Raw genomic sequence first — 22929 nt, forward strand, 5'->3', positions numbered from 1 at the left:
GGAAAATGTGAGATTATGCGTTCTTCATCTTGGCTTTTGCGACGAATCCGTCTTTGCCAATGTAGTACATGAAGCCCTTTTCTTTGGCAATCTTCTCAGTTCCGACTTTCTTCTTCTTGCCGGACTTGTTGTGCTTCATCGGGGCGGCCCAGACATACCCATCCTTGCCAATGAAGTAGAGGTATCCCTTTTCGCGCTGAATCTTTTCTTTTCCAATTTTGGTTCCCATTTAAACACCTCAAAACCGCAATCGGGTTTTGATAATGAGAGTTGCCGACTGATAATATAAAAAGTTTCCGTCGAAAGCCCGTCGAAACCCGGATTTTTACCACTTATTTAAGGCTTTTTTGGTTATTGTGCCGCTTTATTCACTCCGTTTCAAATGCCCCTAAAATTGCCCCGTTTGGCATTTTTCGCGCTAAACAAAGGCTGAATGGGGGTTGGTGCACTCAGAAGCACCGGAAGCAGAAGCGCGGCACGAAGGGGCATCGGTTGGGATATTTGCCGGGGGTGCGGCAGGATCATCAAATACTCATAACAGGCTGGATCCCGGGAGGATCGGTACGGGCGATCGCAAGCAGTATTTCCGGATCATGCAGTACCCCTGCGATCAATGAGCCGTTTCGGACGCCCTTTCGTGGTATTGAGTTTCAGCCCCCCGGGTCCGGTAAAACTGACAGGGATCTTCAGGTTACCACCATGGTACTGATCGGCGAGACCGGGCTTGTGCTCCAGAAAGCGCTCGATGAGATGATCTTCCACCAGCTTCCGGTCGCACCGGTCCACGTCCGGACATTCAACGCTGATACTGAGCACAACTTCATCCTGAACCTCCCCATCCGATATGGTTGCCTCATATTCCCCCGAGAGGTAGTCCATGTTCTCCGGTTGGAAGACCGCCGCTTCGATATCGACCCGGTTCATCGCATTCCCGAAGATCCACGCGGTCTCTGCCTCCCGCTGGGGATTATAGATCCGCATGTGCGTCCTCCCGCAGCCGCACCGCTCCCGCGACAGTATGACGGTTGTGTCCTCGGTATCGTAGTTGATGAGGAGCATCCCGCTTTTCCCCCCTTCTGGGAGCAGGGTAGTGAGGACTGCCCTGCCGCACTCGCCATCTGGTACAAATTCCTGCATCTGCGGGTCATAGACATCCAGATGCACAAGATCTTCCGGTACATGCAGTCCGTTCAGTTCCCTGCATTCGCCACACATGGTACCTTCAGTACTGCCATAGGTATTGTACACCGGGCAGTCCCACTGCTCCGCAAGATACCTGCGGGATTCGTCAGCGAAACTCTCCCCGCCCACCACCAGTTTGTTGATGGCGATATCTCCGGGCGTTATCCCTTCCGCCTTCAACCTGCGGTGGAGACGGAGCAGCTTGAAGACGCTGCCGATGATTGCCGTTGGCCGGTAATTTCTCAGGATCCGCGAATCAAAGGCACACTTGCCTACAGGGATGATCCCCATTCCTATCCGCCGGGCAGCAATCGTCATCGTGTTGGCACCTACGTTCATGCCATACGAGGCACAGACCACAATACGGTCGTTTGCGGAAAATCCCTGCGAGACAAAACTGCGGGCATACTTCTCTGCATAGCGCTTCCAGTCATCCCATGTCAGGAAAAAACCCTTGGGAGTGCCACTCGTCCCGCTCGTCTCCTGGATGGAAAAGACATTCTCCCACCGCGTGGAAAGGAACTCGAATTCCGGTGTAACCGGAGGCTGGTGTTCACGGATGGATTTACCGGAGATGAGCGGGAGCTCCAGCAGGTCCTCGTGGACGCGGATCGCATCGGGTTCAATCCTGTTCTCCCGGAACCAGTGCCGGTAAAACGGTGAGTGCTCAGCCGCGTACTGTACCGTGTAGCGGACCCGCTCATCGATGAGCGCATCGAGATCGCTGCGTTCCAGGGTCTCGATATCGCGGGAAAAATATCCCCCGTTGACCATGACAGAGGATTGCGATATAAATTGTTTATAGATTTGTATCAGGGAAGTACTGACCGCAGTCCGGCAATGCCCTAAATTTATCGTCAACCGGCGCCCAGAAGCATAGGTATTTCTATGTACTTCCACCTCATCCTCACCGACGACTGCAACCTCTGTTGCAGTTACTGCCGGGCAAAAGCATTCCTCGATCTCGAGGAGAGCGAAGGGGAACGGGCGGTTGAGATTGATGAGGACATTCCCTTAAATCTTGAATTCAACCTGAAAACGCTGTACAAATTTCTGGAGAAAGATCCCTCGCTCACGCTCACGTTTTATGGAGGGGAACCCCTCCTGCGGGCAGATCTCATCGAACGTATCGTCAGTGAAGCCTCCACAGTCAAGCAGTTCATGATGCAGACCAACGGACTGCTGCTGGACAGCCTTTCTCCGGAGATTACCAACCGGTTCACCACCATCCTCGTCTCACTTGACGGCCCCCGTGAGCTCACCGATGCAAACAGGGGAACCGGCGTGTATGACCGGGTGATGGAAAATGTCCGGAGAGTCCGTGCAGATGGATTCCGGGGTGAACTCATCGCACGGATGACGGTCACCGAAAAGACGGATATCGTGGAGGCCGTTCACTGGCTCGCAGAGAACCCCGATCACCCGTTTGCGTCCATTCACTGGCAGCTTGATGCGAACTTTACCGGTGATTTTTCACAGAGACGTTTTGCGGACTGGGCAGACGGGAGTTACAATCCCGGTATCCGTACCCTTGTCCGCGACTGGGTCGATCACATGGAATCAGCAGGAGAGATCCTGAGGTGGTACCCGTTTCTCGACCCTATGGATGACCTGCTTAATGACCGCCCCAGCAGGCTCCGGTGCGGTTCGGGGCATGCCAATTACAGCATCATGACCGATGGCCATATCGCACCCTGCCCGGTCATGATCGGGATGAAACAGTATTATGTCGGGCACATCCGGGATGCCGATCCCTGCCGGCTTGACCGCATCGAAGTGGGCGGGGAATGCCTAAACTGCAACATCCGCAGTTTCTGCGGAGGGAGGTGCCTGTATTCCAATATCATCCGCCCGTGGGGAGAGACCGGGCGCCGGCTTGTCTGCGGAACCGTGGAGAACCTTCAGGCAGTCCTTACAGGTGCCCTGCCCCGCGTCCGGTCCTTGATAAAAGAAGGTACAATAACTGCAGAAGATTTCAAACACGAGAAGTTCAACGGGTGCGAGATCATCCCGTAATCACAATATAACCACATTTGTATAAAAACGATTGTGATAATGCAGATGTTTTTATACCGGACGGATAATTGTTTACTTGCAGGTCAATACTGCATGGGTAATACAATGGAAAGAAAGAGTTTTGGTGGCCCGAGAAACTTCGGTCCCAGAGAAATGACAAAGACGGTCTGTTCAGACTGCGGAAAGGAATGTGAAGTCCCCTTCAAGCCCACGGAAGGGAGGCCGGTCTACTGTAGGGACTGCCTGCCCAAGCACCGGAAACCCCGGTTCTGATTTCATCATTTTTCTCCTTTTTGTTACCGTGCTGTTTGCCTGTTCCCGATATGGTGAGTGCCGTTTCCGTTAGCCTCATTGCCTCCCCAGTCGTATGTCCGGGTATGGCAGCATCGTGGAGAGAGGCAAAAGACTGTGCGGCCCGTGAGGGGCTTCCCCATGTCTATCATGACTGCGACGACAACGTCTATGGGGCGTGCAGGGAAGGAGAACCGCAGGGTTCATTCAGGGGAGGAGCATTCATGGAGCACCGCTGCATCTGCATGCCATCGCACCTGAGTGCAGACGAGCTGGAAGAGAAGGAGAAGAAGTTCTTATCTGAAAACCCGGATTGGTGAGGCCGGTTAAGGGGAGGCCCCGCTCCCGTTACCATTATTGATTTCTTTTAATTTCCTGGCGGAACCGGTGGATGATATCGTAAAGCATCATGCGGAATTCGGCACCGATCTCATCCCAGGATTTCACGTCCGTGACCTGACTGGTGTCATCACGAACAGGTTGTGCATGAATCACCTGCCCGTCCGCGGGAGTATCGATCCGGGGCTGCCACCAGAGCTGGCGCATGATCTCAAAATAACCACTCGCAAGGACGATCAGGAACACCAGCGGAACAATAATGAATGACAGGTACCAGAACATCTGGTACAGCGTGGTTGATGCAGCCAGGTCCACCCACTGGAACACCCGCAGGATAAATGCAATGCAGAAGACGCTGCCAATTGCCCGTATGATCGGTGCCGGCAGGTTGAGGGGGAAGGGGAATGCTCCGAAGATCGCACCAACAAACAGGATGATGGAGATCAGCACCAGGAGCCAGAAATTTTCGTTGATGAAGGATACCCCGGAGTGGAAGAACGGGTTCGATACATAGTGCGCCAGGATATTTGCCAGAACGACCACGATCAGAAAACATATGATCCCAATCATCCGTGAGGCAAATATCCAGCCGAATGATTTTGTACGACAGTGCACGATAGAACCTGCGCTTTATGCTGTATCTATTTTGTTGGCAGGGCTATAAGAGTGTTAGACATCCGCACCTGAACACGATTTGGGTCTCTTCACGGAGTTCTGGCATCCAATCTCTTTTTCAAACCGGCTCCAGTGATACCCGGGATTTTTTCTTATTTGAATTGCCGGCGATCAATCCACGTGTCAATCTCAGGGCATCGGGCTATGTTCATCTTCGCCAGTCTGAATCAGGTCATGTCTGTAACACAGGGCCCGCGTAATAAAAAATACATCAATAACCAAAAAATTACAATAATGTATAAATATGTACAAAGTTGACCTGTATACCAGACAAGAGTCATGGTTCCTGCAGAGACCCTGCACAGGAACCGATGCATCAGAGAAAAAAAACCGGCAGCTGCCTGGCGCCATACCGGTGAACGGACCCATAAATTATGAAGACAACACTGACGCTCAATCTCGGACCTGAAGAATTTATAACCGCGGTGAAGACCCAGCCAAAACCGCTCATCATACCGCTGTGTGCAGAACTGCCGCTCCCGGATATCTCTCCCCTTGATATCTATGAGGGGACCAAAACGGGGTGCGGGTTCCTGCTCGAATCAATGGATGGGAGCGAGAAACTCGCCCGGTACTCGTTTATCGGCATCGATCCGGAAATGATCGTAACCATCGGCAATACCGTGAATATCCGGGGCAACGAGTCCTTTGTTGCCATTGCCCGTGACCCTGATGGCGATAACCCGGTGGACCAGATCAAGTCGATCCTTTCCCGCTTCCATTACATGAATGTTAAGGCCCCCCGGTTCTTCGGAGGTATGGTCGGCTATTTTGCCTACGACTGCATCTATTCCCTCTTCGAAAAAGTCAAGAAGACAAAAAACCGCGACAATGGTTCACGGGAGACGGATCACGATGCCTGTTTCATGCTCACCAAGGACTGCATCATCATCGATCACCGGGATAAGAAACTGTTTATCTTCTCCAGCCCGTTCCTGACCTACGACTCCGATCTGGCTGAAGAATATCAGAAGAGTGCTGTAAAGATCCAGCTCCTTGCCAACCATCTGGCTACGCTTGGCCAGAAGGTCTGCGAAAGATCGCAGTGCTGTGGAAATGCCCCATCTGTCCCAATCGCCAGGGCCGCAGCACAGCAGTGCTTCGAGCAGGCCATCGAAAACGTCAAGGAACATATCATTGCCGGGGATATATTCCAGGCCGTGATCTCGCGGCGCCTGGAATTTCCGGTATGTAGTGAGCCCTTTACCATCTATGCAGCACTCCGTGAGATCAATCCAAGCCCCTACATGTATTACCTGGATTTCGGGGAGGAGAAAGTCATCGGGGCGAGCCCCGAGATGCTGGTGCGTGTCGAGAGGCGCCAGGTGACCACGGTCCCCATTGCCGGGACACGGCCCCGGGGCCGCACACCATCCGAAGACGACCAGCTGGCCGAAGACCTGCTCCGTGACAAGAAAGAGCGTGCGGAGCATACGATGCTCGTCGACCTCGCACGAAACGATATCGGGCGCGTGTGCCGGTTCGGGTCCGTGAATGTCGGCGAGTTCATGGGGATCGAGAAGTTCTCTCATGTCCAGCACATCGTCTCGACTGTCAGCGGGACGCTCCGCGATAACCTGGACTGCTACGATGCCTTCAAGTCCTGTTTCCCGGCGGGGACCGTCTCGGGAGCACCTAAGATCCGGGCCATGCAGATCATCGATGAGCAGGAGCCGGGAGCCCGCGGCCTGTATGCCGGCGCTGTCGGGTATATCGGTTTTGACCGGAACCTCGATTTCGCCATCGCTATCCGGACGATACTGGTCCGGAAGGACCGGGCATACGTCCAGGTCGGTGCAGGGATCGTTGCAGACTCCGTGCCGGAGAACGAGTGGAAAGAGACGGAGAACAAGGCGGCAGCGATGGTCCGGGCAATCGAGCATTCGGGAGCCTGTTCATGAAAGTGCTGATCGTTGACTGTTATGACAGTTTTACCTTTAACCTGTACCAGCAGGTGGGAAAGCTCGGCGCAGAACCTCTGGTGATGCCCTGTGACACACCCCTTGACGTCCTGAAAAAGACCGGTTGTGACCGGATCATCCTGTCACCAGGCCCGGGTACTCCGCAGGACTCCGGTGTCTGCCTTGATGTGCTGGAAACCCTGAGCCGCAAGGTTCCGACCCTGGGAGTCTGTCTCGGCCACCAGACAATCTGCACCGCATTCGGGGGAGAGGTCATCCGGGCACCGCACCTGATGCATGGCAAGACCTCGACAATCCAGCATGACGGGACGGGTATCTTTGACGGTGTCCCGACCCCGTTCACTGCAACGCGATACCATTCACTCGTTGCACGCGAGGGATCTCTTCCGAAGGATCTTCAGGTAACCGCCACCAGCACGGACGATGGGTACATCATGGGTGTACGGCACCGTAACCTCCCGATCGAGGGCGTGCAGTTCCACCCGGAGAGTATCCTCTCGGCAGAGGGGGACCGGATCATCAGGAATTTCCTCACCGATGGGGTGGGCTCATGATGTTCAAAGACGCAATTATGCAGATTATGGATCAACAGGACCTTGGCGAAGTCGAAGCGGCCGGTCTCATGGATATTATTATGGAGGGTAAGGCAACCCAGGCCCAGATAGGAGCATTCCTTGTTGCACTTCAGATGAAAGGCGAGAGCCCACAGGAGATCGCGGCATTCGCCCGGATCATGCGCCGTCATGCGGTCGCGGTCAGGCCGATCACAACAGGGATGCTGGTCGATACCTGCGGTACCGGTGGCGATGGCACCCATACGTTCAACATCAGTACGACGGCAGCGTTCGTTGCCGCAGGTGCCGGAGTACCGGTCGTCAAGCATGGCAACCGGAGCGTGAGCAGCACCTGCGGTTCGGCGGATGTCCTCTCCGCGCTGGGCGTGAATATCTCTGCTGATCCGCAGACTCAGGCCCGTATCGTCGAAGAGGTGGGTATCGCATTCCTGTTTGCGCCGCTCCATCACCCGGCCACGCGCCACGTGATGGCGGCCCGCCAGGAGATCGGCTGCCGGACCGTCTTCAATATCCTCGGCCCGCTCGCAAACCCCGCGGGTGCCCAGGCACAGGTACTGGGTGTCTACCACCCTGACCTGACCCGCACATTGGCAGAGGTCCTCCGGCTGCTCGGGCTCTCCCGGGCCATGGTGGTCCACGGGGACGGTCTTGACGAGATCACAACAACAGGGGAGACCGTGGTATCGGAACTCATCGCCGATACGATCAACACATACACGCTGAACTGCGAGACCTATGGCATTGCCCCTGCCCAACTCCCCGATCTTGCGGGAGGCGATGCGGCAACCAATGCCCGCATCGTCCGGGAGATTCTTGGTGGCGAACGGGGTGCGGGTCGGGATATCGTACTGATGAATGCGGGCGCTGCGATCTATGTGGGGGGACAGGCACGGGACCTGCATGAGGGGATCGCCCGTGCAGTAACCTCTATCGATTCGGGAAATGCCCTCGCTCGGCTGGATGCGCTTGTTGAGGCAACGAGGAGTGCAGCATGATCCTTGACGATATCATCCGCCGGACAGAAAAACGGGTGGCACAGCTCCCGTCATCATTCCCGGAACCGGCTTCAGAGGGACCCCCGAGCCTCTCCGGTGCAATACGGGGCAGGAACGGTAAAAATGCAGTCATCGCAGAGATCAAATGTGCATCTCCCAGCGGGGGGATCATCCGCCGCAACGTGGACATGGCCCAGATGGCTGGTGTCCTCGCGGGAGCCGGGTGCGTTGCCCTGTCGGTGCTCACCGAACCGTACTTCTTCGGGGGAACGGGACTTGATATCGCACGGGTGAAGACCACGGTGGACATCCCGGTGCTCCGCAAGGATTTCATCATCGATGAGCGACAGATCGCAGAATCGAAAGCGCTCGGGGCAGATGCGGTGCTCCTGATTGCAGCAGTGCTCAAAAAGAACCTGCCGGCATTTGTCGATCTCGCTATGGACTACCACCTCGAACCGCTGGTCGAGGTGCACAATACTGAAGAAGCCGAATCGGCACTTTCAACCCGGGCAACACTCATCGGGATCAACAACCGTGACCTTTCTACCATGACGATCAATCGTTCAACAACAAGGCTGCTGTCCGGACAGATCCGGCCAAAAGGCAGGCTGATCGTATCAGAAAGCGGGATGCGATCCGCTGATGACGTGCGCGAGATGCGGGGATATTGCGACGCGTTCCTCATCGGATCATCGATCATGGCAGATGCCCACCCGCGGAAGAAACTGGAGGAGTTCGTATGCGCATAAAGATCTGTGGTATCACGAGACCGGAAGATGCACGGTTTGCAGAGAACGAAGGCGCCGATGCAATTGGTGTCGTGCTCTTCAGCGACTCGAAACGATCGGTCAGACCTGAACGGGCGCGGGAAATTTTCCATGCGGTCGGGCCGTTTACCGCAACTGTTGCCGTAACTCATACGAACTCGGAAGACGATCTCGCGCAGATCATTGCACTGGATCCCGCCGCGATCCAGATCTTCCACCCGTTCGTATTCGATTCACACCCAGGCCCGAAGGTGATCCGGGTGATCGCCCGGGGCGACCCGCTGCCGGATGACTGCGACGCGGTTATCGTGGACGAGAGCCACGGGGGCGGGAAGCAGTTCGACCTTGGGCATGCACGGGAGACCGTCAGGAGATCGCACGTGCCGGTTATCCTCGCGGGAGGACTGGCTCCGGAGAATGTCGGCAGGGCGATCCGGGAAATCGGTCCATACGCAGTGGACGTAGCAAGCGGGGTTGAGGTATCCCCGGGGATCAAGGACCACGAAAAAGTACGGGCGTTTATCGCCGCATGCAGGAGTTATTGACATGACAACGAAAGGACGATACGGCGATTACGGCGGACAATACGTCTCGGAAACACTGATGAACGCCTTACTCGAACTCGAAACAGCGTACGAAAACATTGAGATGGACAGGGCATTCGCAGCCGATCTCGCCGCGCTCCAGAAGGAGTATGCCGGCAGGGAGACCCCACTCACGTTCTGCCCGAATGCATCACGGGAGATCGGGTGCAAAATCTACCTGAAACGCGAGGATCTCGTGCACGGGGGTTCACATAAACTGAACAACACCCTCGGGCAGGCCCTGCTGGCAAAACGCATGGGCAAGAAGCGGCTGATCGCCGAGACGGGTGCCGGGCAGCACGGTGTCGCCACCGCCATTGTCGGGGCGGCACTCGGGATGCCGGTGGAGGTCTACATGGGAGAGGTCGATACCCGGCGACAGGCCCTCAATGTCTTCCGTATGGAACTGATGGGTGCAAAAGTGATCCCGGTTAAATCCGGGACCAGGACCCTGAAGGATGCGATCAACGAGGCGCTCCGGGACTGGGTCGCAAACGTGCGGGATACCTATTACCTGATCGGTTCTGTTGTGGGACCGCACCCCTATCCCCTGATGGTCCGGGACTTCCAGTCGGTAATCGGAAGGGAGACCCGCCAGCAGGTCCTGAAAAAGGAGGGACGGCTCCCGGATACGGTCGTTGCCTGTGTCGGTGGCGGGTCCAATGCGATGGGGATCTTCTACCCGTTCGTCAAAGACGACGTGGAGTTGATTGGTGTAGAGGCGGGGGGCAAAGGTGTTGAGACCGGCGAGCACTCGGCTACGCTCTGTGCCGGTGAGCCCGGGGTGCTGCACGGTGCTCTCTCCTACCTGCTGCAGGATGCCCACGGGCAGGTGCTCCCAACCCACAGCATCTCCGCGGGTCTCGACTACCCGGGGGTAGGCCCCGAGCATTCGATGCTGAAGGACAGTCACCGGGTCTCCTATGCCGCGGCCAATGATCCGGAAGTGCTCGAAGCATTCAGGTTCCTCTCCCGGTCCGAGGGCATCATCCCGGCGCTCGAATCGGCACATGCTCTTGCGTACGTCATGACGAACCGGGACCGGTTCGATCGGGACGATATTGTTGTTATAAACCTCTCCGGCCGGGGGGACAAGGATGTGGCGGAAGTGGCACGGATGCAAGGGTGTGAGGTATGAGCCGAATCGATACGGTGTTTGAAACACCCGGAAAGACTGCTTTTATCGGGTTTACCGTTGCTGGAGATCCCGACGTTGCGACATCCCTCCGGATTGCAAAAGCGCTCATTGACGGCGGTACCGATATCCTCGAACTCGGCGTGCCGTTCTCGGATCCTGTTGCCGACGGACCCACCATCCAGCTGGCGGACGAGCGTGCACTTGCTGCCGGCACAACACCGGATACCATCTTCAGGCTGGTAAAAGAGATACGGGCATATTCCGGTGTCCCGATTGTCTTCCTGACATACTACAATATCGTGTACCGGAGGGGTATCGAACGGTTCTATCAAGAGGCCCGCGAAGCGGGTGTAGACGGAATCCTCGTTGCTGACATGCCGGTTGAAGAATCCGAAGAAGTCACAATGATTGCCGCCCGGTATGGCATCGATCCCATATTCCTCATCACCCAGACAACCAGCGATGAACGAATCCGGAAGATCGCAGCACCGGCACGCGGGTATCTCTATCTCGTTTCCGTACTCGGAGTGACGGGCGTAAGGGCCGAGGTCTCTGCCGGGGCCATCGACCTCCTGCACCGGGTCCGCAAGCACACGGATCTCCCGCTGGCGCTCGGTTTTGGCATATCAACACCCGGCCATGCAGCAACGTGTGCTGCCGCCGGTGCCGATGGCGTGATAGTCGGGAGCGCAATTGTTGATATCATCGGATCAAACCTTGGTAATCCCGGGGTAATGGGGCAGAAGCTCAGGGAGTATGTCGTGCAGATGAAGCAGGCAACAGGATCCGCAGGACGGAAATAATCCCCGTTAACCTATCTTTTTTATCCCGTGCCTTCCAACGATATCGTGGATTTATCATGATGTCCAGAAAGGGTATTTTTATAATTCTTGGGGCCTGCATCATCGCAGGACTTCTCATCGCAGGATGTACACAACCGCAGGCACCAGCCACGGTCCAGACCACGGCACCTTCGGGGATTACTGTCGCTCCTGCTGAACCTGCAGCACCTGTCGGTGAAACAATCGTTGGCATGGCAAACCCGGCATCCGTCAACTGTGGCGCCCTCGGAGGTGCAACCGACATCAGGACCGCCGCTGATGGTGGAGAGTACGGCATGTGCACATTCACCAACGGGACAACCTGTGAGGAATGGGCGCTCTTCCGCGGTGAAGGATGCAAGGCACATATTGACACTGCGGCAACAACTGCAGCCTCCGAAGGTATGGCAAACCCGGCATCGGTCAACTGTGGTACTCTTGGTGGAAAAACCGACATCAAGACCGCCGCTGATGGTGGCGAATATGGCATGTGCACGTTCACCAATGGGACAACCTGCGAGGAGTGGGCACTCTTCCGTGGTGAAGGCTGCAAACCTTACGATGGGAACGTTGTCGCTCCGGCAACCACCGCTTCTCAATAATCTGTCAAATCCACAAGACTACTCAACGGCATCCCCGCGGTACCCGTGTGCCGCAAGGATGCCGATGACCTTTTTCACCCATGCCGGATCGTTCTTACCCTGAAGATGGGGATGGGGAATTGCCACAATCTGTTCGTTCCAGAGCCGGGCGAGCGTCTCATCGGAAGTGCTGATCTCACCAGCCCCGATCACTTTACCTGATAACCGGTTATCAGCATCATACACCAGCATCCGGTAACACCGGAACCCGCGGCAGACCTGAGGGCGGCTGTCATAAATAGTGCAGATAAACCCGTTACCCCCCCGGTTACGACACAGAAACGGGCAGGGCCTTTTCCCGGCAGGTGCAGCGGAGTCAGATGGTGAGGAGTATCGATCAGACACTTCATCCGCATAATCCCTGTCCACATGGACCGGGAACAGGTCGCGGGTCAGGGAATACCGGCAATAATAATCACGGTCATTCAGCTGGCGCTCGATAGTAATGAACGAACCGAAACTTGAACAGCATTTTCCGCAGGAATCACAGGTAAAATCTGCCATATCCTGATCGTTCGTATGACGGGTATGCTGATAAAGGCACAATGTTCCTGCGAATCTTTTTGTGGCAACCGGCCAACATACCTGACAGTCGGTTACCTGATTCGCACGTAAAGGAGAATACACTCATGGCAAAGAAAAGAATCCTCTTCATCTGCACGGCCAATGCCGCCCGCTCCCAGATGGCAGAAGGGCTGCTCCGTGCACGGTACGGCAACCGGTACGAGGTATACAGTGCCGGCACCCGCCAGTCGAAAGTGAGCACCCGGGCGATTGCCGTGATGCAGGAGATCGGGATTGACATTTCCCATCACCGGTCAAAAACCATTGATGAAGTCTCCGGAACCCCATTCGATCTCGCGGTAACGCTCTGTGACAATGCCCACGCCATCTGCCCGGTTGTGCATAATGCAACAAAGACGATCCACCGGGGATTCACCGATCCCCACCTCACACCCGGGACTAACGAAGAGATCCTCAACGGCTACCGGTGCGTCAGGGATGAAATCGCCGCATGGATCGATACCACCTTCGGAACTGCGGGAATATACTGACGACCGGCAACATGTGACAACAACATTGATGAGATACCATCGCGTTCAATGAATCAGGGCTGTAAAAAATGAAACGGGGAAAAAAGGGAGATATATACTCAGAATCCCTCGAACTTCACAGGAAGCACCGGGGCAAGATCGAAGTCTATTCCAAGGTCCCCGTTACCACCCGTCATGAACTCTCCCTTGCATACACCCCGGGCGTTGCAGAGGTCTGCCGGGAGATCCATAAGGACAAAGACCTTGCGTACAAATACACCCTCAAGGCCAACACCATCGCCATCGTGACCGATGGTTCCCGGGTGCTCTCGCTTGGAAACATCGGGGGGTACGCCGCAATACCCGTCATGGAGGGAAAAGCCCTCCTGTTCAAGAAATTGGCCGGGATCGATGCATTCCCCCTCTGTTTTGAGCGGTACCACATGGAGTTTGCCGATGATATTAAGAATATCGCCCCCGTATTTGGCGGGATTGCCCTTGAGGACATCGCGGCGCCACGGTGTTTCGAACTCGAAGAGTCATTGCAGGGGATCGGGATCCCGGTAATGCACGACGACCAGCACGGGACGGCAGTCGTGGTCCTTGCTGCCCTCCTCAATGCGTGCAGGGTGACGAAAAAGAAGTTCGAGGACTTAAATATCGTCGTAAGCGGTGCAGGGGCAGCCGGGTATGCGATAACAAGGATGCTCAAATGCATCGGCTACAATCCCGACCTCTGCAGCAGCGTCAGGGATATCATTGTCTGCGACAGGAACGGGATCATCCACCGGCACCGTGATGGCCTGTACGCCAACAAATACAAGTTCATCATCGCTGAAGAGACCAATAAGGCCGGGCGGACCGGCACGCTTGCCGATGCCATGAAAGGCGCCGATGTCTGTATTGGCGTATCGGTGCCGGGGATCATCACGCCGTCCATGGTCCGTTCGATGAACAAGGACTCGATCATCTTTGCCCTTGCCCATCCCATGCCGGAGATACTTCCCGCGGACGCACTGCAGGCAGGAGCGGCCATCGTAGGTACGGGGCGGAACGATTTCCCTAACCAGATCAACTATGCTCTTGCATTTCCCGGGATCTTCAGGGGAGCACTCGATGCCCGGGCAACGCGGATATCCGACGAGATGAAAGTCGCGGCAGCGCATGCCCTTGCGGATTACGTGAAGCGGCCCGGAAAGACCCGGATCCTCCCCTCGGTCCTCAACCGCCAGGTGGTAACTGCGGTGGCCGAAGCAGTCAGAAAAGCAGCAGTAGCAAGCGGGTGCGCCCGTGCGATCACGTAAGATCACTAAAAGAGGCAGGTGTATCAGGTACGTTGCCCGGTTTTTAACCGGGCCTCATCACCCGGCATACGTTCCCCATCAGTGCATGATGCCGGGACAGTTGTTCAAGGAACAGGGTACTACGTTCACCCGCAGGCATCGGCGTCCAGCTGATACCGCAGTCCGTGTCCCAGAGGATCAGGCCCTCGGAGGGGGCGGGCTGGAGGGGCTTTTTCGCTTCCGCTGTCAGGAGTTCATCGATAGAATTCTCTCCTGATTCGCCGTTCCCGACCCGGAGCAGGGAGGCAGCCATGCTGCGGACCTGGTGCCACAAGAAACTCTCGGCGGTCACTTCAAAGTACACAAAACCGCCCTCCTCGGCAACCGTGGCGGCAAGGACGGTCCTGTACGGGTTCTTACCCTCGAGACGGGCGAAGTTGGTAAAATTATGGTTACCGACAAACCTGCCTGCTGCCTGTGCCATCGGTTCGATATGAGAGGGAGGGTCGGTAAAGTAATACCGGTACGTCCGCTTCTTCGCATCGTACCGCGGGTGAAACGCAGGGAGTACTTCCGCATACCCGGTACACCAGCAGTCAGGAGGGAGCTGGGTGTTGATGGTGCGGACGGCCCGGTCCGGGGCGGGAGTCGTTAAGGCCATCACCTGCCCGGTTGCATGAACACCGCGATCAGTCCTGCCCGCCGACAGGAACCCGGCTTCCCTCCAGTCATCAAAGAGGCTGAGCCGCTGGCAGGCAGCGATGAACTCCCCTTCCACCGTCCGGTGGGAGGCCTGCATCTGCGATCCGAAAAACCTGCTGCCCATGTACGAGACCCGGAACGCGAGCCTCACCGGAGCTGCATGTGCCGGGTGATCCTCTTGATCTTTCTCCATGTGTTGTTGATGGACTGGCGCGTATAGGTGCGCAGCGGTGTCTTCCTGCCGCCACAGGATACTCTCCCGGCCTGGATTGCCTCAAGGATTGCGGGGACATTCTTCTCCGCTTCAATGTAGGTCCTGCCGAATCCGACAAACTTTGCGTTATGGGCATCGCTCCCGCCAACGCACGGTTTACCCAGCCGTTTTGCGATACGGGCCGCTTTCTTGTTTGCCGAGCCGACGATATACCGGCTGTTGAACACCTCGACCGCGTCCACTACGTTCATACCGGCTTTCTTCCTGCGGGCAACCCCGTGCCGCCAGACATGGTACGGGTGAGGGAGGATCGCGATGGCACCCATCCTTCTGGCTATACTGACCGTGGCCACCACATCGAGACCTGCGGGGATGATCTCCGTGACGCCGAGCACCAGCAGGTGGCCCTGCTTTGTCGAGACCTCGATGCCGGGGATCACCAGAACGGTTGTCGGGACCGTCAGGGCTTTTATTGCCCCGTCCACAGAATCGTGGTCGGTGATCGCGATCGCGTCAAGCCCCTCGGCCTCGGCCTGCCGGAGGATCTCCTCGACACTGCTCTCACCGTCCTTGGAATAATTCGTATGCACGTGCAGATCGCAGGCAAGCATCTGATCATAGTGTTTTTATCTCTCTGGTATTAAGGAAACTTATGCGCATCCTCCTCCCCACCGGCACCGCCACCGAAGAGATGGTCCGGATGGCGGCCGCCGGTTTCGACGTGGAGGTTATCGTGACCGGGGAGATTGCATCCTTCCTGACCCCCCACCGGCTTGGTGAACTCATCAGAAAGGGGCACTATGATATGGTACTCGTCTCCGGGATGAGCACTGCATCGTTTGAGGGGGTGGAACGCGAGACCGGTGTGCCGGTCTATCGCGGGCCACGGCACGCAGCGGATCTCGCCATGATTCTTCCCCTCATCGGGAAGATCACCCTTTCCCGTACCGTCCCCGCAGACGAGTTCCTCACATCACAAAGGGCGGCAGATGCGATGGCACGGGTCGATACACGGGAACAGGAGGCGGAGTGCGACTGCATCATCAGGGGACTGAAGATCGGCGGGGGGTCACGGATGAAGGTACTCGCAGAGATTATGGACGCCCACCGGTGCGAGAACATCCGCGAGCGGGCAGAGTCCTTCTTCTCATCGGGCGCTGATATCGTTGACCTCGGGTTCGGGTTCGATGCGACTCCTGCCGATGTGACCCGGGTGTTCTCTGCACTCGACGGGATCGATCGGCCGCTCGCAGCAGACACCCAGGACCCGGCACTGATCCGGGCTGCACTTGTAAGGGCCGATATCATCCTTAGCCTGCAGGAGGAAAACATCCCCCTTATCGGAGAAGATGTGGCACGTGCCGGTGCTGTGGTGGTTGTTGTTCCGGGTGCAGGCACGCTTTCAAAGAATATTGCTCTCGCAAAACAGGCAGGGATCCGGTGCATCATTGCCGACCCGCTCCTCCGGCCAGCCGGGTCCGGCCTTGTTGCGTCCCTGAAAAATTTCAGAAAAGGGCGTTACCCCCTCTTCTTTGGCGCCGGTAATGTTGCCGAACTCCTTGACGCGGACTCTCCCGGCGCCAACGCCCTCCTTGCCGGCATGGCAATGGAACTGGGAGCGGCCGTGATCTTCACGAGCGAACATTCCGACAAGACGCGGGGGTCCGTCCGCGAGATGCGGCAGGCAACGGAGATGATGGTGCTTGCCCGGGACCGGCCCTACCCAAAAGACCTCGGGATCGACCTCCTTGTCCTGAAAGAGAAGCGGAGACGGTGCGAACCGCCACTTGAGTATGAGACGGTCACCCCCGCAAAGGAGATGCCGGACGAGATTGAGTACGATCCGAAAGGTAATTTCCGGATCGGTATCGAGGGTAACAGGATCATGGCAGTGATTAACGGGAAAGCCGTGCAGGGAACGCGATGGCAGGATGTGTTGTATACCCTCCTGTCGCAGGGGAATGTCTCCCTGCTGGACCATGCCAGTTATCTGGGCCGGGAACTCTACAAGGCAGAGCTCGCGATCAGGTACGGGCGGAGTTTCGAGCAGGACGGGGAGTTCTGATACCAACCTTTTATTGCAGGAAAAAATCACCTGTACTCCATGTCCACACAGGCACGCGCATCCCATATCCTTGTAAAGACCGAAGATCAGGCAAACCAGATCATGAAGCGCCTCGCTGACGGCGAAGAGTTTGACAAGGTCGCCCGCAGGTTCTCCTCCTGTCCTTCCGGCAAGCAGGGGGGAGACCTCGGCTGGTTCGGCAAGGGCATGATGGTCCCCGAGTTCGAGAAGATCGCATTCGAGGAAGAAGTCGGCAAGGTGGTCGGCCCGGTCAAGACCCAGTTCGGGTTCCACGTCATCAAGGTCACCGGCAGGAAATAATTTTTTGAGGTTCCCATGGAACTGCAGAAATTCCTTCTCGGTATCGGTCTTGCCATCGTGATCGTCTTCTGCGGTGCATCGGTGTACACCCATTTTGTCAAGGCTGTCCCTGCCCCTGCTGACCACGACACACTCTACCAGGTCTCCACCATCGATGCCCTGATGCTGGGGGTATACGAAGGGGTCCAGCCGGTCGGGGAACTGAAAAATCACGGGGACTTCGGGATCGGCACGTTCGAAGCGCTTGACGGCGAGATGATCGTGCTGGACGGTGTTGTGTACCAGGCAAAGGCGGACGGGCACATCTACGTGGCCGCTGACCGCCAGACAACGCCATTTGCAACGGTGACGCATTTCAGCAGCGATCAGGCGGTCACTACGGACCGCCCGATGAACCTCTCCGTCTTCTCTTCCGTTATGGAAGACCGGCTCCCCACCGGGAACATGGTCTACGCGGTCCGGATGCACGGCACATTCCCGCTCATGAAGGTCCGGGCAATACCAGCGCAGCAGGAGCCCTATCCCACACTGGCCGAGGCATCAAAAAACCAGTCGATATACACCTATTCTGATGCCACCGGCACGATTGTCGGGTTCTATACACCGGTCTTTTTTAAGGGGGTCAATGTCGCAGGATACCACCTCCACTTCCTCAGCGATGACCATACGACCGGCGGTCACATCCTCGACTTCACGGTACCGGCAGACACGACGGTTGAATATGATATCACGCCGGGATTTTCCATGGCACTGCCGACAAGCGGCGATTTCACCGGGGTCGACCTCTCGCAGGACCTGAGCGCGGACCTTGCGAAGATCGAGAAATAATCCCCTTTTTTAAAGGAGAGTTTTTTTGCGATCGCATCCAAGAGGATCGGTACAGTACTTCACGTGCTGGCAGGGACGTTCACATGAAAATCCGCGGCATCCGGCAGGACCTCATCACCCTTCTTCTCCAGATGGGACGCGAGAACCATCCCAACGAGTTTGCCGGTGTGATCCGCGAATGCGACGGTGTCATGGAAGAACTGAACCTGCTCCCCGGGACCATCGGCCGCGAGGATTCCGCATCCATCTTCTACGATATGATGCCCCTTGACACCCACGTTGCCGGGAGCGCCCACAGCCACCCGAACGGCGTGATCAGCCCTTCGGATGCCGATATCAGTTTCTTCCCGAGGACCGGCCGGTACCACCTCATCATCGGGTACCCCTACCGGAACAACGACTGGCGGTGTTTCACCGCGGACGGTCAGCCCTGCAATCTTGAGGTGATCCCGTGACCGTACGACGTATTGTTGCCACGGGGACCTTCGACATCCTTCACCCGGGACACCTCTATTACCTTGAGGAATCGCGGAAACTCGGGGACGAACTCTGGGTCATCGTGGCCCGGGACACCAACGTGAAGCACAAGCCCCGCCCGGTCATCCCGGAGGAGCACCGCCTCGCGATGGTCGCTGCCTTAAAGCCAGTCGACCACGCAGTGCTCGGGGACAAGGTGGACATGTTCCGGCCCATCGAGGAGATCCACCCGGAGATCATAACGATTGGGTTCAACCAGATGTTCAACGAGGAGAAACTCACAGAGCAGCTCCGGGCCCGCAACATATCATCCCGGATCGTGCGCATCGGAAGGTATGCCGATGACGAACTCTGCAGTTCGCGGCTGGTCGTCAAGCGTATCCTCGACAAGCGGTGCCACGACCAGCACCATCCTTGAGTAATCCCGGAATCCTTTTTTACCCATATACCTGCGGGGCATCGGATGCATCAGGAGAGAACTCCCTGCCCGCCGAAAAAAATTGATTATGGGAAGACTATCTGATCGACCGGGCAGGGAAATAACGGGTTATCTTCCCGAATTATGGGGCCGTCGGACAAGAGCCTTTCTCCTGTTGTGACTGACGATCCCCCGTCTCATCGACGTACTGTACCTGGCCATGAACGAACCCACGAGAGTTGTCACAATGACCAGGGCGGCAATGACGGTCCCCACGACGGCTGAGCCGTACAGGACCGCGATGGCGATCGAGAACTCTCCCCGGCTGATCGTATTCGCCCAGATCTCAAGTCCCGACAGGGCAGACCCGTAAATCGTAAGCCCGATGAGCATACCGGAAATCAGCTTGCTGAAAACTGCCAGGATACAGAGTATCGCAATCGCGTACAGGTCCACACCGCTCGCGAAATCGATCGTGACCCCGAAGAAGACAAAGAACATCACCAGGAAGACATCCTTGAACGGCCGTGCGTGCTGCTCGAATGCATCGGGGTCCGTTGTTGCAAGAGCGGCGCCAAGTGCGATCACCATCAGGGTATCCGGAATCCCGAACAATATGGCGAGGGCGGCCGTCGTGAGCACTGCGGCGAAGGTAAACAGGATCGGGGTTTCGTCGTCACGGTCAAGGATCGAGACGAGGAACTCCCTCCCGTGATGCGCAATCAAGTACATGACTCCGAGGGCCAGTACGATCTTGAGGAAGAAGTACAGGAGGTCCTTGTCTGCCGAAGACAGCAGGGCGATGATGACGATCAGGACAATATCCTCGAAGACCTCCAGCCAGATGATAAGCTCGGCCTCCTTCATCATCAGTTTCCGGTTCTCGATGAGAGAGGTGAGGACGATGGCCGTGCTGGTGATGTAGAAGGCTACACCGATGATGAAGGCCTCAATGAGCGGGAAACCGAGGAGGTATGCGGCGGTAAACCCGATTCCCATATCAACGACGAGACCGATGAGTCCGCTGATGAGTAATTTCGAGGGATCGGCAAGCATCCGGTCCAGTCTCAGCTCGAGGCCCATGAAGAACAACAGGAAGAGCAGGCCGATCTCCGAGAAGAACTGGCTGATCTCATCCGACTGGACTACGCCGAGGCCTGCCTTGCCCAGCACGATACCGGCAAGGATATAGAACGGTATGGCTGGAATCGAGAGATATTTGGAAATAAGCGCAAGCACCATGCAGACAAAAAGGGCGATGATGAAGCCTTCCATTACTCCACCATAATTTCGCTCTCAAATTTGTTAATCTGGTCACTCTCCCCTATGACCAGTACTGCGTCCCCAACCTCGAAAACAAATGAGGGGGCGGGATTGATGATATTGTGATCGTGCCGGGAGACCGCAACCACGGTCGCACCGGTCTTCGCCCGGATCTGGAGGTCTTCGATTGTCTTCCCGATGATGGCTTCCGGGATGTAGAACGTGTGGATGGTAACCCGGAGGTCGGCAAGTGCCGAGAATGCGATCTCCACGCTCTCCTGGTCCGCTTCGATGATCGCCCCGGTGAGGATATTTCCCAGGCGCCGGGCCTCCCCGGGGGTCATCTCGGCTGCACTGGGAGTTTTACAGCCTTTCTGGAGCGTGTACATCTGGATGACCCCGGTTGTGGTAAAAAAGATCGCAACAGTGTCACCCTTGTCGGTCTTGAACTCGTATTTTGTTCCAATACCGGGAAGGTTCTTGGATCGAAGCGCCATATCAGACATTAGAGAAATGATCCTGAAATATATTATGGTTCTTAAAGGTGAATGCATCGCCGGAGCGCTACAGAAAAAAAGAAAATAGGGTTTTTGGTCTGAGAGGTCGGGAGGAGCGATGCACGAACATTAACTGGCATCTGACTCTTGAGAGGGTTAGATCGTCCTCCCCACATACCCTGTTGAAACACAGGAGATTTAAAGTCCGGACCGGGCGGAGTGAAAGTGATTCCTCCTCCCCAACGGCGTGCCCGACAAACAACCATTTAACCCGCCATACCGGACACTGATCCATGGATCGGACAGAGCACGTCCATATCATCAGCGCAGGTGAAAAGATACACATTGCCTATCCTGCCATGTTCCGCGAACTCCCGGCCATTTCCCGGACCATGGTGTTTACCGACAGCACCGTTCATGAGGAATCCACGGACCCGGTTACGGACAAGTACCGGCTCGCGGTCCGGAATGCCGTTGCGGCAACGCAGGAGATCTCCGCGTCGCTCTTGATACCCTTCAGCAGGGAGATGATCTTTCCCCCGGCCTATGCTTCTGTCCGATCGGCGCTTGCAAAGATACGGCGGGAGTACCCGGATGCACGGTTCACGTTCGACCTGTCGGGCGGGTCAAAAGAACTCTGCCTGGCGCTCTTTGCTTTTGCCCCTTGGCTTGGTGGGGAGGTCTATGCTTCCTTTGATGAGAAAACCGCACGTCACGTCCCGCTGCCGGACCGCACCATCGGTTCCCTGCTTTCGAGTCCCAATCACCAGATGATCCTCGCGATTCTCCTCAACCGGAAGAAGATGAAAAAGGACGCAGCAAAGGGTGCGGTGCCAGAAGACCCGGCGTTGTGGGTGCCCCGGCAGTACCTGTACGGGCAGCTCGTTTCGTCCTATGTCCCGTCCCGGACCGGGAAGGAAAAACCGGGCGCTCCCCCAAAGCCTGTTGCACAGTATAAGAGCGGACGGAAACCGGTCGCAGAACTATCCCACGCCACCTTTTCCGGGTTCATGCGCACGCTCCGCGATGCCGGGCTCGTTGAAGAGGGATACTCTCCGGGCAGCCGGAAAGAGAAGAGTTACCGGATTACAGAAGCCGGGGAGATTGCCTTCCGGTTCTTTTCCGATCCTGCCACCAGCTCGCTGGTCTGGAGCATGCTGGAGAGTTCCTGAGGCAGGAACCAGGATCACGTTTTTCGTGCATTTTTTCGTGCACAATTTTCTGCTAGAATTTTCTTTTTTACAAAATTTTTTTGGGTCGGACCCTGCCGGAAAAATTTCAGTCGCGATCATGAGGTGTTAGTTGGTGAGGCTACAATCGGATAATTATGCTACAAAATGCCTGTACATGCTACAAAATTTTTGATTCTCCGGGGTGAGGGGCCAGGCGTGTTGGCCAGACCCTGCCGGAAAAATTTTGGTGAGGGGGCGAGGGGGTGATTGAAAATTTTTTGGCGCACGGGCGATAGCGAATTTTTTTCGCGGGCCGGATCCGGAGTTTTGTGTAATGTGTTTGCCAGAATTTGATCTGGATCGATTCAAAATCAAATCATAAGATTGTTGAAATTGAATGTACTAAAGAGGTTCCCCGCCTCAGGGCCTCTCCGAGGCACGGCGGGGCGGGGAGGTTTCTTTTAGTCGTTGAAACCGCCGCGGGGGCGTCCCTTCGGGGGCGGCGGCGTTCATCCCAATCTCTCTAAAATAAGAGCATCCCATTTTCACACATTTTTTACCACAATTTATCCAATCGATCATGCTCGTTATCTAGGTTCGAATCCCTATACCCGCACGTTTACATTGGATTATAGGTATCTGCCAAAATGCAACCCATCACTTTCGATGTCGCGGGTGATGTCACTGTTCTGAAAAAAGCGTTGTT

27 protein-coding genes are annotated in these 22929 nt (G+C 56.2%); 19 read left to right on the top strand and 8 right to left on the bottom strand.

All coding sequences use genetic code 11. The features are described from left to right. Nucleotides 1-13: 13 nt before the first annotated feature. The gene (locus M0R30_RS05980; RefSeq protein WP_292544619.1) at nt 14-229 is read right to left on the bottom strand and encodes a hypothetical protein; all 216 of its coding nucleotides are present in this window, start codon (nt 227-229) and stop codon (nt 14-16) included. A 362-nt stretch (nt 230-591) separates the two neighbouring features. Next, nucleotides 592-1956: a coenzyme F390 synthetase gene (gene ftsA / locus M0R30_RS05985; RefSeq protein WP_292544622.1), complete on the bottom strand. Its 1365-nt coding sequence runs from the start codon at nt 1954-1956 to the stop codon at nt 592-594. Between the two features lie 114 nt (nt 1957-2070). On the opposite strand from ftsA, the gene M0R30_RS05990 reads away from it, so the two are divergent. The 3 genes from M0R30_RS05990 to M0R30_RS06000 all read left to right on the top strand — a co-directional run bounded on the left by M0R30_RS05990 (nt 2071) and on the right by M0R30_RS06000 (nt 3809). Next, the gene (locus M0R30_RS05990) at nt 2071-3198 is read left to right on the top strand and encodes a TIGR04084 family radical SAM/SPASM domain-containing protein (RefSeq protein WP_292544625.1); all 1128 of its coding nucleotides are present in this window, start codon (nt 2071-2073) and stop codon (nt 3196-3198) included. A gap of 105 nt (nt 3199-3303) precedes the next feature. After that, the gene (locus tag M0R30_RS05995) at nt 3304-3471 is read left to right on the top strand and encodes a CxxC-x17-CxxC domain-containing protein (RefSeq protein ID WP_015286826.1); all 168 of its coding nucleotides are present in this window, start codon (nt 3304-3306) and stop codon (nt 3469-3471) included. 104 nt (nt 3472-3575) lie between these two features. Then, nucleotides 3576-3809 (top strand): hypothetical protein, encoded by a 234-nt coding sequence (locus M0R30_RS06000; RefSeq protein WP_292544628.1) that lies wholly within the window; start codon nt 3576-3578, stop codon nt 3807-3809. Nucleotides 3810-3843: 34 nt separating this feature from the next. On the opposite strand, the gene M0R30_RS06005 is transcribed toward M0R30_RS06000, so the two are convergent. Further along, a complete protein-coding gene (locus tag M0R30_RS06005; RefSeq protein ID WP_292544631.1) occupies nt 3844-4443 on the bottom strand; it encodes a hypothetical protein in 600 nt (199 codons plus the stop codon). A 434-nt stretch (nt 4444-4877) separates the two neighbouring features. On the opposite strand from M0R30_RS06005, the gene trpE reads away from it, so the two are divergent. From trpE to M0R30_RS06045, 8 genes are read left to right on the top strand one after another with little or no spacing between them, the layout of a single operon-like run. Beyond that, nucleotides 4878-6404 carry an anthranilate synthase component I gene (gene trpE / locus M0R30_RS06010; RefSeq protein WP_292544633.1) on the top strand — a complete coding sequence of 509 codons (1527 nt, stop codon included), beginning with the start codon at nt 4878-4880 and terminating at the stop codon, nt 6402-6404. Further along, a complete protein-coding gene (locus tag M0R30_RS06015; protein WP_292544636.1) occupies nt 6401-6979 on the top strand; it encodes an aminodeoxychorismate/anthranilate synthase component II in 579 nt (192 codons plus the stop codon). The genes trpE and M0R30_RS06015 overlap by 4 nt, the downstream gene beginning before the upstream one ends. Next, entirely contained in the window at nt 6979-7995 is a 1017-nt protein-coding gene (gene trpD, locus M0R30_RS06020) for an anthranilate phosphoribosyltransferase (RefSeq protein WP_292544795.1), read from the top strand. Before M0R30_RS06015 ends, trpD begins: the two co-directional genes overlap by 1 nt. Next, a complete protein-coding gene (locus M0R30_RS06025; protein WP_292544638.1) occupies nt 7992-8747 on the top strand; it encodes an indole-3-glycerol-phosphate synthase in 756 nt (251 codons plus the stop codon). The genes trpD and M0R30_RS06025 overlap by 4 nt, the downstream gene beginning before the upstream one ends. Then, nucleotides 8738-9310: a phosphoribosylanthranilate isomerase gene (locus tag M0R30_RS06030; protein WP_292544639.1), complete on the top strand. Its 573-nt coding sequence runs from the start codon at nt 8738-8740 to the stop codon at nt 9308-9310. Before M0R30_RS06025 ends, M0R30_RS06030 begins: the two co-directional genes overlap by 10 nt. A 1-nt stretch (nt 9311) precedes the next feature. Beyond that, nucleotides 9312-10487 (top strand): tryptophan synthase subunit beta, encoded by a 1176-nt coding sequence (gene trpB, locus M0R30_RS06035; protein WP_292544642.1) that lies wholly within the window; start codon nt 9312-9314, stop codon nt 10485-10487. Beyond that, nucleotides 10484-11290, top strand: coding sequence for a tryptophan synthase subunit alpha (gene trpA / locus M0R30_RS06040; RefSeq protein ID WP_292544645.1), 807 nt, complete (start codon nt 10484-10486; stop codon nt 11288-11290). Before trpB ends, trpA begins: the two co-directional genes overlap by 4 nt. Before the next feature lie 56 nt (nt 11291-11346). Next, nucleotides 11347-11910 carry a DUF333 domain-containing protein gene (locus M0R30_RS06045; protein WP_292544647.1) on the top strand — a complete coding sequence of 188 codons (564 nt, stop codon included), beginning with the start codon at nt 11347-11349 and terminating at the stop codon, nt 11908-11910. Between the two features lie 18 nt (nt 11911-11928). Here M0R30_RS06045 and M0R30_RS06050 read toward each other — a convergent pair whose 3' ends face one another. Next, nucleotides 11929-12453: a YkgJ family cysteine cluster protein gene (locus tag M0R30_RS06050; protein ID WP_292544649.1), complete on the bottom strand. Its 525-nt coding sequence runs from the start codon at nt 12451-12453 to the stop codon at nt 11929-11931. 125 nt (nt 12454-12578) lie between these two features. On the opposite strand from M0R30_RS06050, the gene M0R30_RS06055 reads away from it, so the two are divergent. Together M0R30_RS06055 and M0R30_RS06060 are read left to right on the top strand one after the other, a co-directional pair. Further along, complete coding sequence (locus M0R30_RS06055; RefSeq protein WP_292544652.1) at nt 12579-13004, top strand: arsenate reductase ArsC; 426 nt, start codon at nt 12579-12581, stop codon at nt 13002-13004. A gap of 68 nt (nt 13005-13072) precedes the next feature. Then, nucleotides 13073-14287, top strand: a complete 1215-nt coding sequence (locus M0R30_RS06060) for an NADP-dependent malic enzyme (RefSeq protein ID WP_292544654.1) — start codon at nt 13073-13075, stop codon at nt 14285-14287. 43 nt (nt 14288-14330) lie between these two features. Here M0R30_RS06060 and truA read toward each other — a convergent pair whose 3' ends face one another. Further along, nucleotides 14331-15161: a tRNA pseudouridine(38-40) synthase TruA gene (gene truA, locus M0R30_RS06065; protein ID WP_292544658.1), complete on the bottom strand. Its 831-nt coding sequence runs from the start codon at nt 15159-15161 to the stop codon at nt 14331-14333. After that, nucleotides 15116-15793, bottom strand: coding sequence for a PHP domain-containing protein (locus M0R30_RS06070; RefSeq protein ID WP_292544661.1), 678 nt, complete (start codon nt 15791-15793; stop codon nt 15116-15118). Before M0R30_RS06070 ends, truA begins: the two co-directional genes overlap by 46 nt. A gap of 41 nt (nt 15794-15834) precedes the next feature. Between M0R30_RS06070 and M0R30_RS06075 the strand changes: the two genes are divergently transcribed. The 5 genes from M0R30_RS06075 (at nt 15835) to M0R30_RS06095 (ending at nt 19291) form a co-directional block, all read left to right on the top strand. Continuing rightward, nucleotides 15835-17247: a dihydropteroate synthase-like protein gene (locus tag M0R30_RS06075; RefSeq protein WP_292544664.1), complete on the top strand. Its 1413-nt coding sequence runs from the start codon at nt 15835-15837 to the stop codon at nt 17245-17247. Nucleotides 17248-17286: 39 nt separating this feature from the next. Beyond that, on the top strand, nt 17287-17568 hold the full coding sequence (locus tag M0R30_RS06080; protein WP_292544667.1) for a peptidylprolyl isomerase: 282 nt from the start codon (nt 17287-17289) through the stop codon (nt 17566-17568). 15 nt (nt 17569-17583) lie between these two features. Next, on the top strand, nt 17584-18396 hold the full coding sequence (budA, locus tag M0R30_RS06085; protein WP_292544670.1) for an acetolactate decarboxylase: 813 nt from the start codon (nt 17584-17586) through the stop codon (nt 18394-18396). Nucleotides 18397-18479: 83 nt separating this feature from the next. Beyond that, nucleotides 18480-18851: a Mov34/MPN/PAD-1 family protein gene (locus tag M0R30_RS06090; protein WP_292544673.1), complete on the top strand. Its 372-nt coding sequence runs from the start codon at nt 18480-18482 to the stop codon at nt 18849-18851. Then, nucleotides 18848-19291: an adenylyltransferase/cytidyltransferase family protein gene (locus M0R30_RS06095; RefSeq protein ID WP_292544675.1), complete on the top strand. Its 444-nt coding sequence runs from the start codon at nt 18848-18850 to the stop codon at nt 19289-19291. The genes M0R30_RS06090 and M0R30_RS06095 overlap by 4 nt, the downstream gene beginning before the upstream one ends. Before the next feature lie 129 nt (nt 19292-19420). Here the strand turns inward: M0R30_RS06095 and M0R30_RS06100 are convergent, their stop codons facing one another. Then, nucleotides 19421-20566 (bottom strand): cation:proton antiporter, encoded by a 1146-nt coding sequence (locus tag M0R30_RS06100; RefSeq protein ID WP_292544678.1) that lies wholly within the window; start codon nt 20564-20566, stop codon nt 19421-19423. After that, a complete protein-coding gene (locus M0R30_RS06105) occupies nt 20566-21051 on the bottom strand; it encodes a TrkA C-terminal domain-containing protein (RefSeq protein WP_292544680.1) in 486 nt (161 codons plus the stop codon). The genes M0R30_RS06100 and M0R30_RS06105 overlap by 1 nt, the downstream gene beginning before the upstream one ends. Nucleotides 21052-21344: 293 nt before the next feature. Here M0R30_RS06105 and M0R30_RS06110 point away from each other — a divergent pair, with 293 nt between their 5' ends. Continuing rightward, nucleotides 21345-22223, top strand: coding sequence for a hypothetical protein (locus M0R30_RS06110; protein WP_292544683.1), 879 nt, complete (start codon nt 21345-21347; stop codon nt 22221-22223). Nucleotides 22224-22929 lie beyond the last annotated feature (706 nt).

This window comes from Methanoregula sp., from assembly GCF_023227875.1.
Taxonomy (GTDB): Archaea; Halobacteriota; Methanomicrobia; order Methanomicrobiales; family Methanospirillaceae; genus Methanoregula.

Bases quoted from the DNA above. Each gene is read 5' to 3' on its own strand.
- M0R30_RS06015 (WP_292544636.1), top strand. From the start codon at position 6,401: ATGAAAGTGCTGATCGTTGACTGTTATGACAGTTTTACCTTTAACCTG.
- trpE (WP_292544633.1), top strand. From the start codon at position 4,878: ATGAAGACAACACTGACGCTCAATCTCGGACCTGAAGAATTTATAACC.
- M0R30_RS06100 (WP_292544678.1), bottom strand. From the start codon at position 20,566: ATGGAAGGCTTCATCATCGCCCTTTTTGTCTGCATGGTGCTTGCGCTT.
- trpA (WP_292544645.1), top strand. From the start codon at position 10,484: ATGAGCCGAATCGATACGGTGTTTGAAACACCCGGAAAGACTGCTTTT.
- M0R30_RS06055 (WP_292544652.1), top strand. From the start codon at position 12,579: ATGGCAAAGAAAAGAATCCTCTTCATCTGCACGGCCAATGCCGCCCGC.
- M0R30_RS06105 (WP_292544680.1), bottom strand. From the start codon at position 21,051: ATGGCGCTTCGATCCAAGAACCTTCCCGGTATTGGAACAAAATACGAG.
- M0R30_RS06080 (WP_292544667.1), top strand. From the start codon at position 17,287: ATGTCCACACAGGCACGCGCATCCCATATCCTTGTAAAGACCGAAGAT.
- trpD (WP_292544795.1), top strand. From the start codon at position 6,979: ATGTTCAAAGACGCAATTATGCAGATTATGGATCAACAGGACCTTGGC.
- truA (WP_292544658.1), bottom strand. From the start codon at position 15,161: ATGGAGAAAGATCAAGAGGATCACCCGGCACATGCAGCTCCGGTGAGG.
- ftsA (WP_292544622.1), bottom strand. From the start codon at position 1,956: ATGGTCAACGGGGGATATTTTTCCCGCGATATCGAGACCCTGGAACGC.
- trpB (WP_292544642.1), top strand. From the start codon at position 9,312: ATGACAACGAAAGGACGATACGGCGATTACGGCGGACAATACGTCTCG.
- budA (WP_292544670.1), top strand. From the start codon at position 17,584: ATGGAACTGCAGAAATTCCTTCTCGGTATCGGTCTTGCCATCGTGATC.
- M0R30_RS05995 (WP_015286826.1), top strand. From the start codon at position 3,304: ATGGAAAGAAAGAGTTTTGGTGGCCCGAGAAACTTCGGTCCCAGAGAA.
- M0R30_RS05980 (WP_292544619.1), bottom strand. From the start codon at position 229: ATGGGAACCAAAATTGGAAAAGAAAAGATTCAGCGCGAAAAGGGATAC.
- M0R30_RS06025 (WP_292544638.1), top strand. From the start codon at position 7,992: ATGATCCTTGACGATATCATCCGCCGGACAGAAAAACGGGTGGCACAG.
- M0R30_RS06110 (WP_292544683.1), top strand. From the start codon at position 21,345: ATGGATCGGACAGAGCACGTCCATATCATCAGCGCAGGTGAAAAGATA.
- M0R30_RS06075 (WP_292544664.1), top strand. From the start codon at position 15,835: ATGCGCATCCTCCTCCCCACCGGCACCGCCACCGAAGAGATGGTCCGG.
- M0R30_RS05990 (WP_292544625.1), top strand. From the start codon at position 2,071: ATGTACTTCCACCTCATCCTCACCGACGACTGCAACCTCTGTTGCAGT.
- M0R30_RS06060 (WP_292544654.1), top strand. From the start codon at position 13,073: ATGAAACGGGGAAAAAAGGGAGATATATACTCAGAATCCCTCGAACTT.
- M0R30_RS06050 (WP_292544649.1), bottom strand. From the start codon at position 12,453: ATGGCAGATTTTACCTGTGATTCCTGCGGAAAATGCTGTTCAAGTTTC.
- M0R30_RS06000 (WP_292544628.1), top strand. From the start codon at position 3,576: ATGGCAGCATCGTGGAGAGAGGCAAAAGACTGTGCGGCCCGTGAGGGG.
- M0R30_RS06070 (WP_292544661.1), bottom strand. From the start codon at position 15,793: ATGCTTGCCTGCGATCTGCACGTGCATACGAATTATTCCAAGGACGGT.
- M0R30_RS06090 (WP_292544673.1), top strand. From the start codon at position 18,480: ATGAAAATCCGCGGCATCCGGCAGGACCTCATCACCCTTCTTCTCCAG.
- M0R30_RS06030 (WP_292544639.1), top strand. From the start codon at position 8,738: ATGCGCATAAAGATCTGTGGTATCACGAGACCGGAAGATGCACGGTTT.
- M0R30_RS06045 (WP_292544647.1), top strand. From the start codon at position 11,347: ATGATGTCCAGAAAGGGTATTTTTATAATTCTTGGGGCCTGCATCATC.